The organism is Serratia sp. SSNIH1, assembly GCF_002935055.1.
GTDB lineage: Bacteria > Pseudomonadota > Gammaproteobacteria > Enterobacterales > Enterobacteriaceae > Serratia > Serratia nevei.
Window position 1 is genome coordinate 3,931,228 of sequence record NZ_CP026383.1, and the last position, 14,335, is coordinate 3,945,562.

Consider the following 14,335-nt stretch of genomic DNA (forward strand, 5'->3'; position numbering starts at 1 on the left):
GCGCGTTTCTGGCTGTACGGGTTTCGGTTTATTTCATCGCGCGTCTCCATTCATCATGTTGAATTTCACAGCAATCTCTCAGCAACAAGGAGTGTTTATATGGCTTACGTCATTACCGACCGAGAAAAACTGCAAGCGATTTGGGAGGCCGCCAAAGCCGGCGACTGGCCGGCCGTGTATGCCGCCTCCGTCGATGCGCTCACCGATCCCAACCATGCCAATCAACCTATTCAGGGCGTGGATATCGCGGTGTATACCTGGATCAAAGGCGCCTATGGCGTGAACTCGAACCAGGGGGCGTTTGCCCATTACATTCGTGACCAAACCAAGCTGCAGTATGAGCTGCGCACCGGGCATGTGCCCGATGACTGGGAAACGCGCATCCAGAATGCCTCCGACAACATCGCCAAAAACTTCGCCAAGACGCTGTTTGGCGTCGATCTGAGCAGCGATCCCAACGCGCCGCTGCCGGATGCCCCGCCCACCAGCGCCAAAGTGCCGGACATTCACGAGGTCGGCCTGATCGACGCCGGCGCGGCGGCGTCCGAGGTGTTCACCGATGCCTCCTCGACCGGCGCCCCCAACTATTCCCCCTGGGCCGGCACCACGCTGTTCTCCTATTTAGGCGACACCTCGTTCTTTACCGAATGGGTGGCCACCAACGACACCTCGCCTTTTAAGATCGAAAGCGGCACCTACGATTTGATTGCGGCGGCGCAGGTCTCCATGCAGATGAAAAACCTCAGCTACGTGGTTGAAACGCTGCTGGCGGGCGAAGTGCCCACCTATTTAACTACCCTCGGCATTGGCCACGAGACCATCCGCCTCGCCGCCGAAGCGGCGCGTGATTTCTACACCGAATCCTACGGCAGCAGCGTGACCGGCGGCGGCAGCATCATTCCCGGCAAGCTGGATATCGGCTCGGCGATTTTCAACGACATTGCCGACGTGCTGTCCACGCCGAATCTGTACCGCGTCGGTACGCTGTATGACGACGATTTCACGCTGGCGTTCGGCAATATCGCCGTTAACACCGGCAGCGGCGACGACACCATCAGCGTGCCGCGCGGCTGGCAAAACAACGCCGGCAACTACGGCTGGACGGTGATCGACGGCGGCAGCGGCCACGATACGGTCGATTATTCCAGCCTGTCGCACGGGGTAAACCTGAAGTTTGACGCCCAGGGCAGCTATGGCGGGCGCGGGGTGGTCGAGAAAAACGGCATCGGACTGTATGGCTTTAAGGACGGGCTGTACAACATCGAGGCGGTGAAGCTGACGGACTTTAAGGATAACGTCACCTTTAACGATCGGGTGCTGACGCCGGCCAACGGTCTGGAGGTCAACCTGGGCAAAGGCTCCAGCGAGATTCGCTTCGAACACGGCTATACCACTGCGCCGGGGGGGGAGCGCGCCGCAGGATTATCTCGGCGTGAACCTGAGCATGCTGTCCAACGATGTGCCCTTCCCCAACAGCCTGCTGAATATTCCCGTAAAGCAGACCCACAATATCTACATCGACGACAGCTTCGAGCTGGGCTTTTTACAGGCCTCTTCCCTGTCTATCGATAACCACCTGCTGGCCTTCGGCACCGAAGGCTCAAACAGCAGCTTCTCGCTGAACTACAACGCGCAAACCCATACGCAGGATCTGTCGATATTCATGCAGGGCGAAAGCGCGCTCAATCAGCACGTCGTCAATATCTACAATTGGGCGCAAGGCGACTTCGGCATCACGCTGGAGCAGCCGGCCATTCAGCTTGTCGGTTTGCAAACCGTTACGTCGCAAGAGCTCGCGGCCGCCTAAGCGAAGCCCGCCGGGTTTACCGGCGGGCGGTTTACCTTCAGCGCGACGGCTCAGGCCCCATCCCGCTCCGCAACCCGCGCCATCAACGCTCCCAGCAGCGCCAGGTCGATCAGCAACGCCAGCGCGAAACAGCCGCCTCTCGCGCCCGGCGCGGCGTAGGTTTGAATCAGCAAAGCGGCAACCACCACGGCGACGATGCTCACCACCGTCGCCAGCCTGCACGCCACGGCGAACGCCGTTTTCTCCCCCACCGCCGTGCGGTAGGCTACGCCCTGCCCCAGGCCGCCGAGGGCGATGCCCGCCAGCAGGGCCGGCCAATCATGGCCGCCGAACAGCATCAGCAGCGTCAATAGCCACCCCGCCGCCGCCAGCAAAAAACCGTAGCGGAGCATAGCCAGCACAGGCCGGTTCCGCAGCGGCTGCCAGCGGGCCAGCGCGGCGCCGCCGAGAAACGCCAGCACCAATGCCGTTAGCAGCATCAGCGTTGCAACGATGCCCAGCAGGCTCTCCGCCTCCAGCAGCAAAGCGCCCGCCGCGACCGGCACGCTGAGCGCCAGGGCGCTCGCCGCCGTTCCCGTGTGTTCCATGGCGCCCAGGGCGCCGTTGTTGATATAGAGGCTCATCGTTAACTCCCGACATGTGGGAATGATGAAATTAATTCATTCCCCTGTTCACATGTTGCCAGCCTATCTCTTGTATAATCGATCAGACAAACTCATAGTTTTCAGCCTTAGATGAGAATAACTCAGCCATGAGAAAAACCCGTTTGCCGCCGCTGGGCGCGCTGCGCGCCTTCCACGCCGTGGCCGGCTGCCGCAGCTTCAAACTGGCCGCCGAGGCGCTGGGCGTCAGCGCGACGGCGGTCAGCCACCAGATCAAGCTGCTGGAGTCAGTGCTGGAATGCCGGGTGTGCGAGCGCAGCGCGCAGGGCGTCAGCCTGACCGAGACCGGCGAGATCCTGTATGCCGGCACCCAGCGCGCCTTCGCCGCGCTGGAGCAGTCCGTCGCCCAAATCACCCGCGCCCGGCAGCCGCCGGCGCTGACCGTCACCACCACCTCCAATTTTCTCACCCACTGGCTGGTGCCGCGCCTGGCGGATTTCAAGGCGGAATTTCCCGCCATCGATCTGCGCCTGCATACCAGCGTCGAGCGGGTCGATCTCAGCCAGCGCACCGTGGACGTCGCCATCCGCTACCGCGAAACGCCGGAAAGCGATCTGCACTGCACCCTGCTGCATGAGGATCGCTTTATGGTGGTGGCCAGCCCGGCACTGGCGCTGGAGCGCAGCGAGGATTTGCAGCGGGTAACGCTGTTTCACGTGGAACATCGGCAGGTGCCTGCCGACTCCCCGACCTGGGAAAACTGGCGGCGGCGCTATGGGCCGGAAGGGTTGAACGTGGAAGCCGGGCTGACCTTCAGCGACGAGACGCATGCGCTGCAGGCGGCGGTGGCGGGCCAGGGGGTGGTGATCGCCAGCCGGCTGCTGGCGCGCGATTTGTTGCAGCGCGGCGTGCTGGCCGCACCGTTCGAGATGGCGTTACCCGGCGCCAACTATTACCTGGTGACCACCGAAGAAACCGCGCAGCGCCCCGATATCATCGCGCTGCGCGAGTGGTTGCTGCGGCAAATGACGGCGGGCTAACGGCGCTCGGGGGCGATCTCCCCCAGGCGGATCGCCACGCCGATCGCCTGCGCGGTGGTGGCGGCGCCAAGGCGTTGGCGAATGCGGCGCAGGTGGTTTTCCACCGTGCGTTCAGACAGGCCGAGCATCGCGGCGATATCCGCCTGCCGCCGGCCGATGGCGGTCCAGCTCAGCACCTCACGCTCGCGTGCCGACAGCCGGCCCTCTCCCTCGCCGGCCGCCGGTGCGAACAGCCGCCGCGCCGCCTGAAAGGCCGCCGAGCCCACCAGCGACAGCGCCAGCCGCACCGGCGGTGAAGCGTCGATACGCTCGCCCCCCAGGCTGACGGCGCCCTCCAAACCGGCCGGGCCGAACACCGGGATCTGCACGCCGTGCAGGCCCGCGCCGCGCGGCGTGCGCACAATCCGGTAGCGTTCGCCCTGCTGCGCCCGGGTCTTGGTCCAGAAAAACGGCTCGCTGACCCGCAGCATGTGCCGGGTCACCGGGCAGTGCCGCACGTAGGTCAGGGCATCGACGGCCTCGCCGTCGCCGAACCAGTCGCCCTCGACCCAATAGATATGCTCGATCCCCGCCTCCGCCGTGGCGGAAGCGGAAAACAGCACAAAGCGATCGAAGCCGAACGGCGCGGCAAAGGCGCGAACCCGCCCCTGAATGGCGGACAGGGTTCGCTCGTGGTCCATCGCCAGCGCCGTCTGGAAAGCGCGCTGCGCGATCTCGTCGCTCATCGCGCGGCGACGTCGGCCAACAGCGTCTCCGCCGCCAGCTTGCCGAGGTTGTTGGAGGCCAGCGGGCTGTCGCCGGTCAGCAGGCGCCGATCTTTATGCACCTTGCCGGTGATGTCGGCGTTGACGATCTTGACGCCCCGCTCGCGCAGGCGCTCGCCCACCAGCCAGGGCATCGGGCCGGGGATGTAGCCGATGTCGATGTTGGCGCCGGTATCGAGCGAGTCCGGGAACACGCACATCTCATAGCCGCGATAGAGGAAATCCTCTTTGCGCTCGCCGATGCCCGCCGCCAGCAGGCCCGCCGGCCCGTGGCACAGCGAAATCACGTAGCGATCGTTGTCGTGCGCCCAGTGCAGGGTCTTTTTCACCTCTTCGCTGAACGGAATATCATTCAGCACGCCGTGGCCGCCGGGGATGAAAACGCCGAGGTAGTTGCCGCCATCCAGATCCTTCACCACCTCCGTCAGCTTTTTCGGCTGCTTGAGTTGGCTACGGTACTTCTCGTAGGTGGCCTTGACCGCTTCGTCTTCCTGCGGGAACGCCCACATCTCCAGCTTCACCGGATCGCCGGACGGCGTGGCGATGTCGATCTCGAAACCGGCCAGATCCAGGTGATACATCGGCAGCAGCATCTCGACCGGGTGGTTGCCGGTGGAGAAGAACTTGCCGTTTTGCATCAGCAGGTAGCGCTCCTGCGAGGCGATCATCAGCACCTTCCACTTGCCGCCGCGATAGGCGTTCGGGTAGCTGGCGCCCGCAAAGTCGGTTTTGGACGAGGTGTACTGGCTGAGGGAGTAAGGCGATGGGAAGAACGCGTTGTCTTCCGCCACATCCGGGGTAGGATTACGATCGTTGGACACTGAATCAGTCATGATTATCTCCATATTCACCGTTACGTTGCCCTTTCAGCTTAAATAACCGCCGGCGGGGCCGCAATGAGGGATATCCCTCAAGCATCGCCCAGGCGGTGGAGATTCCGCCCGGGCGATAGGGTTAGCTGTTCACGAACGCCAGCAGATCGGCGTTGACCTGATCGGCATGGGTGGTCGGGATACCGTGTGGCGCGCCCTTATAGGTATGGAGCGTGCCGTTCTGCACCAGCTTGGCCGACAGCACGCCGGAGTCCTGATAAGGCACCACCTGATCGTCGTCGCCGTGGATCACCAGCACCGGAATGGCAATCTTCTTGAGATCCTCGGTGAAATCGGTCTGCGAGAAGGCGACGATGCCGTCGTAGTGCGCCTTGGCGCCGCCCATCATGCCCTGGCGCCACCAGTTCCAGATAATCGCCTCAGAGGGTTTGGCACCCGGACGGTTATAGCCGTAGAACGGGCCGGCGGGCACGTCGTAATAGAACTGTGCCCGGTTGGCGGCCAGCTGCGCCTGGAAATCATCGAACACCGCTTTGGGGGTGCCCTGCGGATTGGCGTCGGTTTTTACCATCAGCGGCGGCACCGCGCTGATCAACACCGCTTTGGATACTTTGTCCTCGCCGTGGCGCACGATATAGCGCACCACTTCGCCGCCGCCCGTCGAGTGGCCCACGTGCATCGCGCCCTGCACGCCCAGGTGTTTTACCACCGCGGCGACGTCATCGGCGTAGTGGTCCATGTCGTGCCCTTCCGACACCTGGCTGGAGCGGCCGTGGCCGCGGCGATCGTGCGCAACCACGCGGAACCCTTTGTTCACGAAGAACAGCATCTGGGCATCCCAGTCATCGCTGGACAGCGGCCAGCCGTGGTGGAAGTAGATAACCTTGCCGTTTTTGGGGCCCCAATCCTTGTAGAAAATCTCGACGCCATCGCTGGTCGTTACGTAACCCATGTCGTTTCTCCCATTTACACTATGGTTAAAAAAGAAGGTTTATACTGCGCGCGGCGCCGGGATCTCTGGCTCCCTCATCCCGGTTGGCCGACGATCTTGCGTTGATCGTTTAACGAGTATAGGTTTAAAGCTCACTTTAAGGTCAAACACGATTCGGCAAACCGCATTCCCGCTTTCACTCGGCATCAGGAGAATTCAAGTGCAGGGAGATGACATCCTCATGACGATGGAGCAACGGCTTGCCGCCCTGCGCCGCCTGCGGAGCGCCATTCTGGCCCAGCGCGGTGCGCTGACGGCGGCCGTCAGCGCGGACTTCGGCCACCGCTCGCCTTACGAAACCGACATCCTGGAGATCCTGGTCACCGTGCAGGCGATCGATTATCTGCTGCGCCACCTGAAGCGCTTTATGCAGCCGGAACGCCGCCACGTCGCCCTGCCGTACCAGGCCGGGCGCGCCTACGTGCAATACCAACCTAAAGGCGTGATTGGCGTCATGGCGCCGTGGAACTATCCCTTCTCGTTGACCTTCATCCCGCTGGCCACCGCCCTGGCCGCCGGCAACCGCGTGATGCTGAAACCTTCGGAGCTCACGCCGCGCACCAGCCAACTCATCGAAACGATGTTGGCGGCGCTGTTTCCCGCCGATGAGGTCGCGGTGGTGACCGGCGGGCCGGACGTCGGGGCCGGGTTCAGCACACTGGCGTTCGATCACCTGGTGTTCACCGGCAGCACGGCGATCGGCCGCCAGATCATGCAGGCGGCCGGTAAAAATCTGGTGCCCTTGACGCTCGAGCTGGGCGGCAAAAGCCCCGCCGTCGTGGCGCCCGGCGCGCTCACCGCCAGAACCGTTAACAGCCTGGTGTTCGGCAAGCTGTCGAACGCGGGCCAAACCTGCATCGCACCCGATTACCTGTTGCTCCATCAGGACGATGTGGAAAACTTCATCGCGCTCTACGACGCGGCGGTCAAGGCGTTTTACCCTGACGGGCCGACGAGCCATGACTACGGCGCCATCATCAACGACAGGCACTACCACCGTTTGCAGGATCTGCTCACCGACGCCCAGGCGCGGGGCGCGCGGATCGTTCCGGTGGGCCACCGCCCGGACTCGGCGGCGGAACGGCCGAAAACCCTCGCCCCCACGCTGATCGTCGGCGCCCCCGACGACAGCCGGATCATGCAAGAGGAGATCTTCGGGCCGCTGCTGCCGATACGCACCTACGCCGCCTTTGATGAAGCGATCGACGTTATCAACGCCGGGCCGCGCCCGCTGGCGCTGTACTACTTTGGCCCAGGCGGCCCCCTGCAGGACAGGCTGCTGGCGCGCACCACCTCCGGCAACGTCAGCGTCAACGCCACCCTGCTGCATTTTGCCCAGGACGATCTGCCGTTCGGCGGCATCGGCCCCAGCGGCATGGGGGCCTATCACGGCATTGAAGGATTCCGGGCGCTGAGCCACGCCAAGGGCGTCTTCATCCAAAGCCGCTGGCACTTCACCGATCTGCTGCGCGCACCGTTCGGCAAGCTGGCGGACGCGGTGCTCGCGTTCATGTTGCGGCGTCGATAACGCGACGTGTTGACTATCAATAGCACATCGATGAATCGCCGCAAGCTATCACAATATTCACTCATTCCTATTTTATCTCTCCGCCGCCGCTGACTAAGCTTACCCATGTGTCACCCTCTGCCCGTTGACGGTGGGGGTGACGTAAATCGATTGAGTTCAGTTATTTAGCGCAATACCCGACGCAAGCCTGACCCGCCTGCCTTGTTAACCGCTCCACGCCCGGCGGCTGGAGCATTTTTACGGAAGCAGAGAGCGCATTATGACAACTGAAAGCAAATGCCCGTTTTCGGGCGGCAAGCAGCCCGCACCGCAGAACGGCCCCACCAATCAGGATTGGTGGCCTAATCAGCTCAGCCTGAAACCGCTGCACCAGCACTCCCCCCTGTCCGATCCGATGGATAAAGACTTCAACTACGCCGATGCCTTCAACAGCCTCGATCTGGCGGCGGTCAAACAGGATCTGCACGCCCTGATGACCGACTCGCAGGCATGGTGGCCGGCGGACTTCGGCCACTACGGCGGCCTGTTCATCCGCATGGCCTGGCACAGCGCCGGCACCTACCGCATCGGCGACGGCCGCGGCGGCGCAGGCGAAGGCCAGCAGCGCTTCGCCCCGCTCAACAGCTGGCCGGACAACGTCAGCCTCGACAAGGCGCGCCGTTTGCTGTGGCCTATCAAGCAGAAATACGGCCGCAACATCTCCTGGGCCGACCTGATTATCCTGACCGGCAACGTAGCGCTGGAATCGATGGGCTTCAAAACCTTCGGCTATGCCGGCGGCCGCGCCGACACCTGGGAGCCGGACGACGTCTACTGGGGCTCTGAGAAGATCTGGCTGGAGCTGAGCGGCGGGCCAAACAGCCGCTACTCGGGCGACCGTGACCTGGAAGACCCGCTGGCGGCGGTGCAGATGGGCCTGATCTACGTCAACCCGGAAGGCCCGGACGGTAATCCCGATCCGGTGGCCGCCGCGCGCGACATCCGTGAAACCTTCGCCCGCATGGCGATGAACGACGAAGAAACCGTGGCGTTGATCGCCGGCGGCCACACCTTCGGCAAGACCCACGGCGCCGGCCCGGCGTCTCACGTCGGCGCCGATCCTGAAGCGGCCGGGCTGGAGTCGCAGGGTCTCGGCTGGCACAGCACCTTCGGCACCGGCGTCGGCAAAGACGCCATCACCAGCGGCCTGGAAGTCACCTGGACCACCACCCCAACCCAGTGGAACCACGACTTCTTCCGCCACCTGTTCGAATACGAATGGGAGCTGAGCCAAAGCCCGGCCGGCGCGCATCAGTGGGTGGCGAAAGACATCGGTGAAACCATTCCCGACGCCTTCGATCCCAACAAGAAACGCCGCCCGACCATGCTGACCACCGACCTGTCGCTGCGCTTCGATCCGGCCTACGAGAAGATTTCGCGCCGCTTCTATGAGCACCCGGAAGAGCTGGCCGACGCCTTCGCCCGCGCCTGGTTCAAGCTGACCCACCGCGACATGGGGCCGCGTGCGCGCTACCTCGGCCCGGAAGTGCCGCAGGAAGAGCTGATTTGGCAGGATCCGATCCCGGCAGTCGATCATCCGCTGATCGACGAGCAGGACATCGCCGCGCTGAAAAACGCCGTGCTGGCTTCCGGCCTGTCGGTGTCGGCGCTGGTCTCCACCGCCTGGGCTTCTGCTTCCAGCTTCCGCGGCTCAGACAAGCGCGGCGGCGCCAACGGCGCGCGCATTCGCCTGGCGCCGCAAAAGGACTGGGCGGTCAACCAACCTGCGCAGCTCGCCGCGACGCTGGCCAAGCTGGAGAGCATCCAACGCGCCTTCAACGATGCGCAGACCGGCGGCAAACGCGTCTCGCTGGCGGATCTGATCGTGCTGGCCGGCGCGGCGGGCGTGGAACAGGCGGCGAAGAACGCCGGTTTCACCCTGACGGTGCCGTTCGCCCCGGGCCGTATGGACGCCTCGCAGGAACAGACCGACGTGGACTCCTTCGAGGCGATGGAGCCGCTCGCCGACGGTTTCCGCAACTTCCTGAAGGGCAAATACCGCGTGCCGGCCGAAACGCTGCTGGTCGACAAGGCGCAGCTGCTGACCCTGACCGCGCCGGAAATGACGGTGCTGGTCGGCGGGCTGCGGGTGCTCGGTGCCAACGTCGGCGGCACGCAGCACGGCGTGTTAACCCAGCGGCCGCAGGCGCTGACCAACGACTTCTTCGTCAACCTGCTCGACATGGGCACCACCTGGCACCCGGTCGGTGAAGACGGCCTGTTCGAAGGGCGCGATCGCCGCAGCGGCGCGGTCAAATGGACCGGCACCCGCGTCGATCTGGTGTTCGGTTCGCACGCGCAGCTGCGCGCGCTGGCCGAAGTCTACGGCAGCGCCGACGGGCAAGAGAAGTTCGCCCACGACTTCGTCGCCGCTTGGAACAAAGTGATGAACCTCGATCGTTTCGATCTGGCGTAACTAAGCGACAGCACAAAGCCCGCCACGGTAAACCTGGCGGGCTTTTTAATTTGAGGGTAAAAACCGACGACACAACACATAAAAATGACTAACTGATTGATAAAATTTATAACCCCATGATAGGTTAGGCGATTAAATGTATACAAAGACAATTTAAAAATATTAAAAATCAATAAAATAGGAGTAATCATGGACGATATTAATGTTTACGGAGAAACAGGAATATTTATCATTAAAGAACAAATTTTCAGCAAAAATGGACTCCCGTCCATAGGACACTTCTCTCCTTCTGCTGTACAAATCCAGCGCTACGTCTACCAATTGCGTAAGGAACAAGAGGTTTTTTGGGAGGGGCGAAAGGTCGACTATACACAGCTCGGCATTTGGGAAAAATTTAAGATACTGATGGGCAACGACTTGGTCAGTAGAGACAAACAAGGGGGCAGCACGCTCTATTCACTGGAGTTCGCCGGATTTGAAACAAGAATAACACCTCTGGATGGAGCAAAAGCACCCCTCCCCGAATTTTTAGGAAAATCCTATAAGATTAACGTACCCACACCTTACATTTATGGCCAAGATCCTATCCCAGAGATGAAGCTCTATGGCAGGAAAGACGTCTCATTCATTATGAGCAACGGTGGACAATCAGCCCCTACTGCAATGGCAAAATACAACAAGACGACCAAGAATCTGATAATGATTCGTACTGAACTAGAAATGAAAAATTTGATGTTATCCTTGAGCAGCGCCAAGGAGCTAAAAAAATGAAGAAAACGATGCTGTTCATTAGTCTGATAGTCATTTATGGTTTTATTGGTTATTTTCTGCACATCCCAATGGCAAAGCTCTACTTTGCCGGGAAAACATTGTTTGTTTCTGACGTTGCAGCAACGGTCGTTACCCAGTTTAAGGCCGCCGGGATTTTCATTTTGTGCGGTGTCATCATCCTGACGCAGATCGTACTGACAAAAAAATCAAAATCCCTTAGACGATATGCCGTTATCTATAGCACTTGGGCGGGTATCCACTTCGTCTACCTTCTCGTCATCTTGATACTTAAGAGCAAGTTCCTAGAACCTCTCAACAAAATCCCGATGGATGCAATTGCTATTGAACAGTTTAACCTTGCTGGCCCAGCGCTTATTTCTCTGGTTTTAACCTGTTCGTCGCTATGGCTCGTCAACAAGTCAGGACAATCAGCACGCAATGTCTAAACAACCGAGAATCCTGAATAGTCTACTCAGCAGTTACAAAAAGACCTTCACCTACTCAGGTCGCGAAAGCCGTGGGCCTTATTCAATGCTGCTTTTGTGCCAGCACGTTTGGTTTCTGCTTTATCTCGCTGTTATCGCCAGCAAGATGAATGAGATTTCCATTTTCGCGCTTGCGGCGTTTTTGCTGCCTATGCTAGCGGCCAATGTGCGCCGTTTGCACGATGCGGGTTACTCCGGTGGTTGGTGCCTGACATGGTTCTGCTTCACACCCTATGTAATGCTGATCTTCGCGCTGTTCCTTCCCGCAAAGAACCTCAACAATCCTTACGACGATCGCCCAAACCTGGCGTAAGCCCCCTCAACGGCCTGCTTCGGCGAGCCATGGCTGGCGCCGCGATATTCTCTTTACCCGCTTATTCGTATTTACTCAACAAGTCATATAAAAATTTGATGGGCGGCAATTCTTTTAATGCTGTATTTATATTTAGACGGCAATGGAGACCGTAAACTCAGCTGGCTAATGCGATATATCCCATCCAGGAGAACACCGTTATGGATTATCCTCGATTCACCTCAATATGCGCCAAGGCGGGCCTTATTCTCATCGCCGCCCCTTAGCGGCTGCGGGCCCGGCCGCCAAAGGCGCCCAACGTTTTTATGCCAATAAAAAAAAGAGGTTCTGCACCTGGGCGATATTCGCTTGGGCGCCAGACGCTCGCCCTTATTTAATGCTTCACTCCGCGCACTGCGCTTTTCTTTTTTATTTTTCAACCGACGGGAAAGGTCATAGGGAATCACTCTTCACTCAGGAAAATAACCGCTACCTGGAGGTCATCATGCAACATATCATCGGTATTTCTTCTCGTCGGCTGAGGATATCGGCCCTTGCGCTGCTGCTCCCGGCAATGTCCTGGGCGGCCGATACGGCGTCTCTCGCCGTAGGGCCGCAATATGACACCACCCATGTCTACGTCGAACGCGGCAAGATGGATGCCTTTGTCGACAGCATCCTGAAAACCTTCGGCGGTACCAGCACCGAACGCGTGCTGGTCAACGTCACGCCCACGCCGAGCGAAACCTACTCCCAGCTGATACTGACGCCGGCCGGCAGCTTCTCGGTGTTCGATTTCAAAACGCCGATCCCGCACCCGTTCGGCACCGAGCGCAATGGTTTTCTGGTCAGGGATATGGACGCCGCCATCCACCAGGCCAGGGCCGCCGGCGCCGATGTGCAGGTCGAGCCTTTCGACGATCCCATCGGCCGCGACGCGGTGATCCAGTGGCCCGGCGGCGTCAACATGCAGCTCTATTGGCACACCAAGGCGCCTGACTACAAGCCGCTGCTGAGCGTGCCGGAAAACCGCCTGTATCTCTCCGCCTACCGCGTCGACGATTTCCTGAAAAGCTACCAGGCGTTCTCGCACGGCAAGGTCGTGAGCGACGAACGGGTCAGCGATACGGCGATCGGCCGCAGCGACAACGGCAAGATCCGTCAGATCGAACTGGACTCCCGCTTCGGCAAAACGCGCATTTTCGTCACCGACGGGCATCTGCCTTATCCGTTCGGCCATGAGCGCACCGGCTATGGCGTCGACGATCTGTCGGCCACGCTGGCCAAAGCCACGGCCAGCGGCGCGCAGGTGCTGTGGCGTTCGACGGCGGCGGAACGCCGCGCCTCGGCGCTGGTGCGTTTCCCCGGCGGCTACATCGCCGAAATTCACCAGGCGGCTAAATAAACCCAAGGCGCGCTGCGGCGCGCTTTTTTCTTCGGATATCCATGATGAAACACACGCTACCCGCACTGTTGCTGTTCTCCACGCTCCCCGCCCTGGCGGCGGAGCCCGCCGCGTCCCCCTGGAAAAACATCCCGTTGGGCGATGCGGCCACCCTGTCTTTCGACGGTTCACTGCGCGAGCGCTATGAATGGACGGATCAACGGGATCTGAGCGGCGGACGCGACGATACCTTCATGCAGCGCTTGCTGGTTGGCGCGCGCCTCGACTACGGCGACTATTTCGGCGCCTATGTGCAGGTGGGATCGTCACTGGCCACGCCGCGCGATCGCGGGCGCAAGCCGACCGACGAAGATCATGCCTATCTCGGCCAAGGCTATGTGGACTTAAAACTGCCCACCGCCTACGGCCTCGGCACCCTGCGGGTCGGCCGCCAGGAGATTGCGCTGGGTTCGCTGCACCTGATGGGCACCCGCGACGGCCCCAACGTGCGCCGTTCTTTCGACGCCGTCCGCGCCAGCTGGGCCAAGGATAAAAACCGCCTCGACGCCTTTATCGGCCATCCCGTCACCCTTAAAACCGGCAGTTTCGACGACGATACCGACAACAGCCAAAAGGTGTGGGGGCTGTACGGCACCACGCCGCTGGCCGCGCTGGCTTCCTCGCTCGATCTCTACACCTTCGGCTTTGAGGATAGCGATGCCCACTACGCGCAGCTCAGCGGGCAAGAGCGGCGTTATACCGTCGGCGCGCGCATTTTCGGCGCGGCGCAGGGATTCGACTGGGACAACGAGGCCGCCTGGCAGTTCGGCAGCGCAGAACAGCGCGACATCCGCGCCTGGTCGGCGTCGGCGCACGCCGGGTATACGGTGAGCGACTGGCGCTGGCAACCGCGCTTCGGCGGCAAAATTGGCATCGCCAGCGGCGATAAAAACGGTCGCGATGGGCAGCTCAATACCTTTAACGCCATGTACCCCAAGCTGCCCTACCTGACCGAGAACGGGCTGGTGGCGCCGGCTAACCTGATCGCCATCCACCCTTCGGTCACGATGACGCCTTGGCAAACCCTGTCCATCGATTTCAGCTGGGACGCGTTGTGGCGACAACGTCGCGAGGATGCCTTCTACCTCGGCCCGATGCGCCCGGTGAAAGGCAGCGAGCAAGGCTCGCGCTTTATCGGCAATCAGTATCAGGTCGAAACCACCTGGACACCGCGCAGCGATCTTCAGTTCAAGGTGGCCTATGTCTACTTCGACGTCGGCCACAGCCTGCAACAGCATGCCGGACTGAAAAACATGAACTTCGTGCTGGCGCAGGGCACCTACAGCTTTTAACGCCAGGCCAAGAAAAAGGGCGCCGAATCTG

General features: G+C 61.0%; 13 protein-coding genes and 1 pseudogene. 10 read left to right on the plus strand and 4 right to left on the minus strand.

Annotated features, from left to right (window positions below):
• The first annotated feature begins 99 nt into the window (after positions 1-99).
• Positions 100-1,572: a hemolysin gene (locus tag C3F38_RS18970; RefSeq protein WP_233211775.1), complete on the plus strand. Its 1,473-nt coding sequence runs from the start codon at positions 100-102 to the stop codon at positions 1,570-1,572.
• Positions 1,573-1,857: 285 nt separating this feature from the next.
• Here the strand turns inward: C3F38_RS18970 and C3F38_RS18975 are convergent, their stop codons facing one another.
• Positions 1,858-2,430 (minus strand): hypothetical protein, encoded by a 573-nt coding sequence (locus C3F38_RS18975; protein WP_038877967.1) that lies wholly within the window; start codon positions 2,428-2,430, stop codon positions 1,858-1,860.
• Between the two features lie 12 nt (positions 2,431-2,442).
• Here C3F38_RS18975 and C3F38_RS26895 point away from each other — a divergent pair.
• Both C3F38_RS26895 and C3F38_RS18980 read left to right on the plus strand, forming a co-directional pair.
• A pseudogene (locus C3F38_RS26895) lies at positions 2,443-2,508 on the plus strand (SWIM zinc finger family protein); the annotation flags it as partial.
• 50 nt (positions 2,509-2,558) lie between these two features.
• The gene (locus C3F38_RS18980; RefSeq protein ID WP_055317523.1) at positions 2,559-3,449 is read left to right on the plus strand and encodes a LysR substrate-binding domain-containing protein; all 891 of its coding nucleotides are present in this window, start codon (positions 2,559-2,561) and stop codon (positions 3,447-3,449) included.
• On the opposite strand, the gene C3F38_RS18985 is transcribed toward C3F38_RS18980, so the two are convergent.
• From C3F38_RS18985 to C3F38_RS18995, 3 genes are all read right to left on the minus strand, one after another.
• Entirely contained in the window at positions 3,446-4,174 is a 729-nt protein-coding gene (locus tag C3F38_RS18985; protein WP_055317524.1) for a PA1136 family autoinducer-binding transcriptional regulator, read from the minus strand. The genes C3F38_RS18980 and C3F38_RS18985 overlap by 4 nt on opposite strands.
• Positions 4,171-5,046, minus strand: coding sequence for a glyoxalase III HchA (gene hchA, locus C3F38_RS18990; RefSeq protein WP_038877961.1), 876 nt, complete (start codon positions 5,044-5,046; stop codon positions 4,171-4,173). Before hchA ends, C3F38_RS18985 begins: the two co-directional genes overlap by 4 nt.
• Positions 5,047-5,167: 121 nt before the next feature.
• Positions 5,168-5,998, minus strand: coding sequence for an alpha/beta fold hydrolase (locus tag C3F38_RS18995; protein ID WP_038877959.1), 831 nt, complete (start codon positions 5,996-5,998; stop codon positions 5,168-5,170).
• A 199-nt stretch (positions 5,999-6,197) separates the two neighbouring features.
• Here C3F38_RS18995 and C3F38_RS19000 point away from each other — a divergent pair, with 199 nt between their 5' ends.
• The 7 genes from C3F38_RS19000 to C3F38_RS19030 all read left to right on the plus strand — a co-directional run bounded on the left by C3F38_RS19000 (position 6,198) and on the right by C3F38_RS19030 (position 14,304).
• Positions 6,198-7,565 carry a coniferyl aldehyde dehydrogenase gene (locus C3F38_RS19000; protein ID WP_100247381.1) on the plus strand — a complete coding sequence of 456 codons (1,368 nt, stop codon included), beginning with the start codon at positions 6,198-6,200 and terminating at the stop codon, positions 7,563-7,565.
• Between the two features lie 259 nt (positions 7,566-7,824).
• Positions 7,825-10,020, plus strand: coding sequence for a catalase/peroxidase HPI (gene katG / locus C3F38_RS19005; protein ID WP_055316137.1), 2,196 nt, complete (start codon positions 7,825-7,827; stop codon positions 10,018-10,020).
• A 189-nt stretch (positions 10,021-10,209) separates the two neighbouring features.
• Positions 10,210-10,791: a hypothetical protein gene (locus C3F38_RS19010; protein WP_049193805.1), complete on the plus strand. Its 582-nt coding sequence runs from the start codon at positions 10,210-10,212 to the stop codon at positions 10,789-10,791.
• Positions 10,788-11,237: a hypothetical protein gene (locus C3F38_RS19015; RefSeq protein WP_038877953.1), complete on the plus strand. Its 450-nt coding sequence runs from the start codon at positions 10,788-10,790 to the stop codon at positions 11,235-11,237. Before C3F38_RS19010 ends, C3F38_RS19015 begins: the two co-directional genes overlap by 4 nt.
• Positions 11,230-11,589 (plus strand): DUF805 domain-containing protein, encoded by a 360-nt coding sequence (locus tag C3F38_RS19020; protein WP_049193807.1) that lies wholly within the window; start codon positions 11,230-11,232, stop codon positions 11,587-11,589. Before C3F38_RS19015 ends, C3F38_RS19020 begins: the two co-directional genes overlap by 8 nt.
• A 484-nt stretch (positions 11,590-12,073) precedes the next feature.
• On the plus strand, positions 12,074-12,973 hold the full coding sequence (locus tag C3F38_RS19025) for a VOC family protein (RefSeq protein ID WP_055316139.1): 900 nt from the start codon (positions 12,074-12,076) through the stop codon (positions 12,971-12,973).
• A 41-nt stretch (positions 12,974-13,014) separates the two neighbouring features.
• The gene (locus C3F38_RS19030) at positions 13,015-14,304 is read left to right on the plus strand and encodes an alginate export family protein (RefSeq protein WP_055316141.1); all 1,290 of its coding nucleotides are present in this window, start codon (positions 13,015-13,017) and stop codon (positions 14,302-14,304) included.
• The last annotated feature ends 31 nt before the right edge of the window (positions 14,305-14,335 follow it).

Coding starts and splice junctions, on each gene's coding strand:
- C3F38_RS18970 (WP_233211775.1), top strand. CDS start 100: ATGGCTTACGTCATTACCGACCGAGAAAAACTGCAAGCGATTTGGGAG.
- C3F38_RS18975 (WP_038877967.1), bottom strand. CDS start 2,430: ATGAGCCTCTATATCAACAACGGCGCCCTGGGCGCCATGGAACACACG.
- C3F38_RS18980 (WP_055317523.1), top strand. CDS start 2,559: ATGAGAAAAACCCGTTTGCCGCCGCTGGGCGCGCTGCGCGCCTTCCAC.
- C3F38_RS18985 (WP_055317524.1), bottom strand. CDS start 4,174: ATGAGCGACGAGATCGCGCAGCGCGCTTTCCAGACGGCGCTGGCGATG.
- hchA (WP_038877961.1), bottom strand. CDS start 5,046: ATGACTGATTCAGTGTCCAACGATCGTAATCCTACCCCGGATGTGGCG.
- C3F38_RS18995 (WP_038877959.1), bottom strand. CDS start 5,998: ATGGGTTACGTAACGACCAGCGATGGCGTCGAGATTTTCTACAAGGAT.
- katG (WP_055316137.1), top strand. CDS start 7,825: ATGACAACTGAAAGCAAATGCCCGTTTTCGGGCGGCAAGCAGCCCGCA.
- C3F38_RS19010 (WP_049193805.1), top strand. CDS start 10,210: ATGGACGATATTAATGTTTACGGAGAAACAGGAATATTTATCATTAAA.
- C3F38_RS19015 (WP_038877953.1), top strand. CDS start 10,788: ATGAAGAAAACGATGCTGTTCATTAGTCTGATAGTCATTTATGGTTTT.
- C3F38_RS19020 (WP_049193807.1), top strand. CDS start 11,230: ATGTCTAAACAACCGAGAATCCTGAATAGTCTACTCAGCAGTTACAAA.
- C3F38_RS19025 (WP_055316139.1), top strand. CDS start 12,074: ATGCAACATATCATCGGTATTTCTTCTCGTCGGCTGAGGATATCGGCC.
- C3F38_RS19030 (WP_055316141.1), top strand. CDS start 13,015: ATGATGAAACACACGCTACCCGCACTGTTGCTGTTCTCCACGCTCCCC.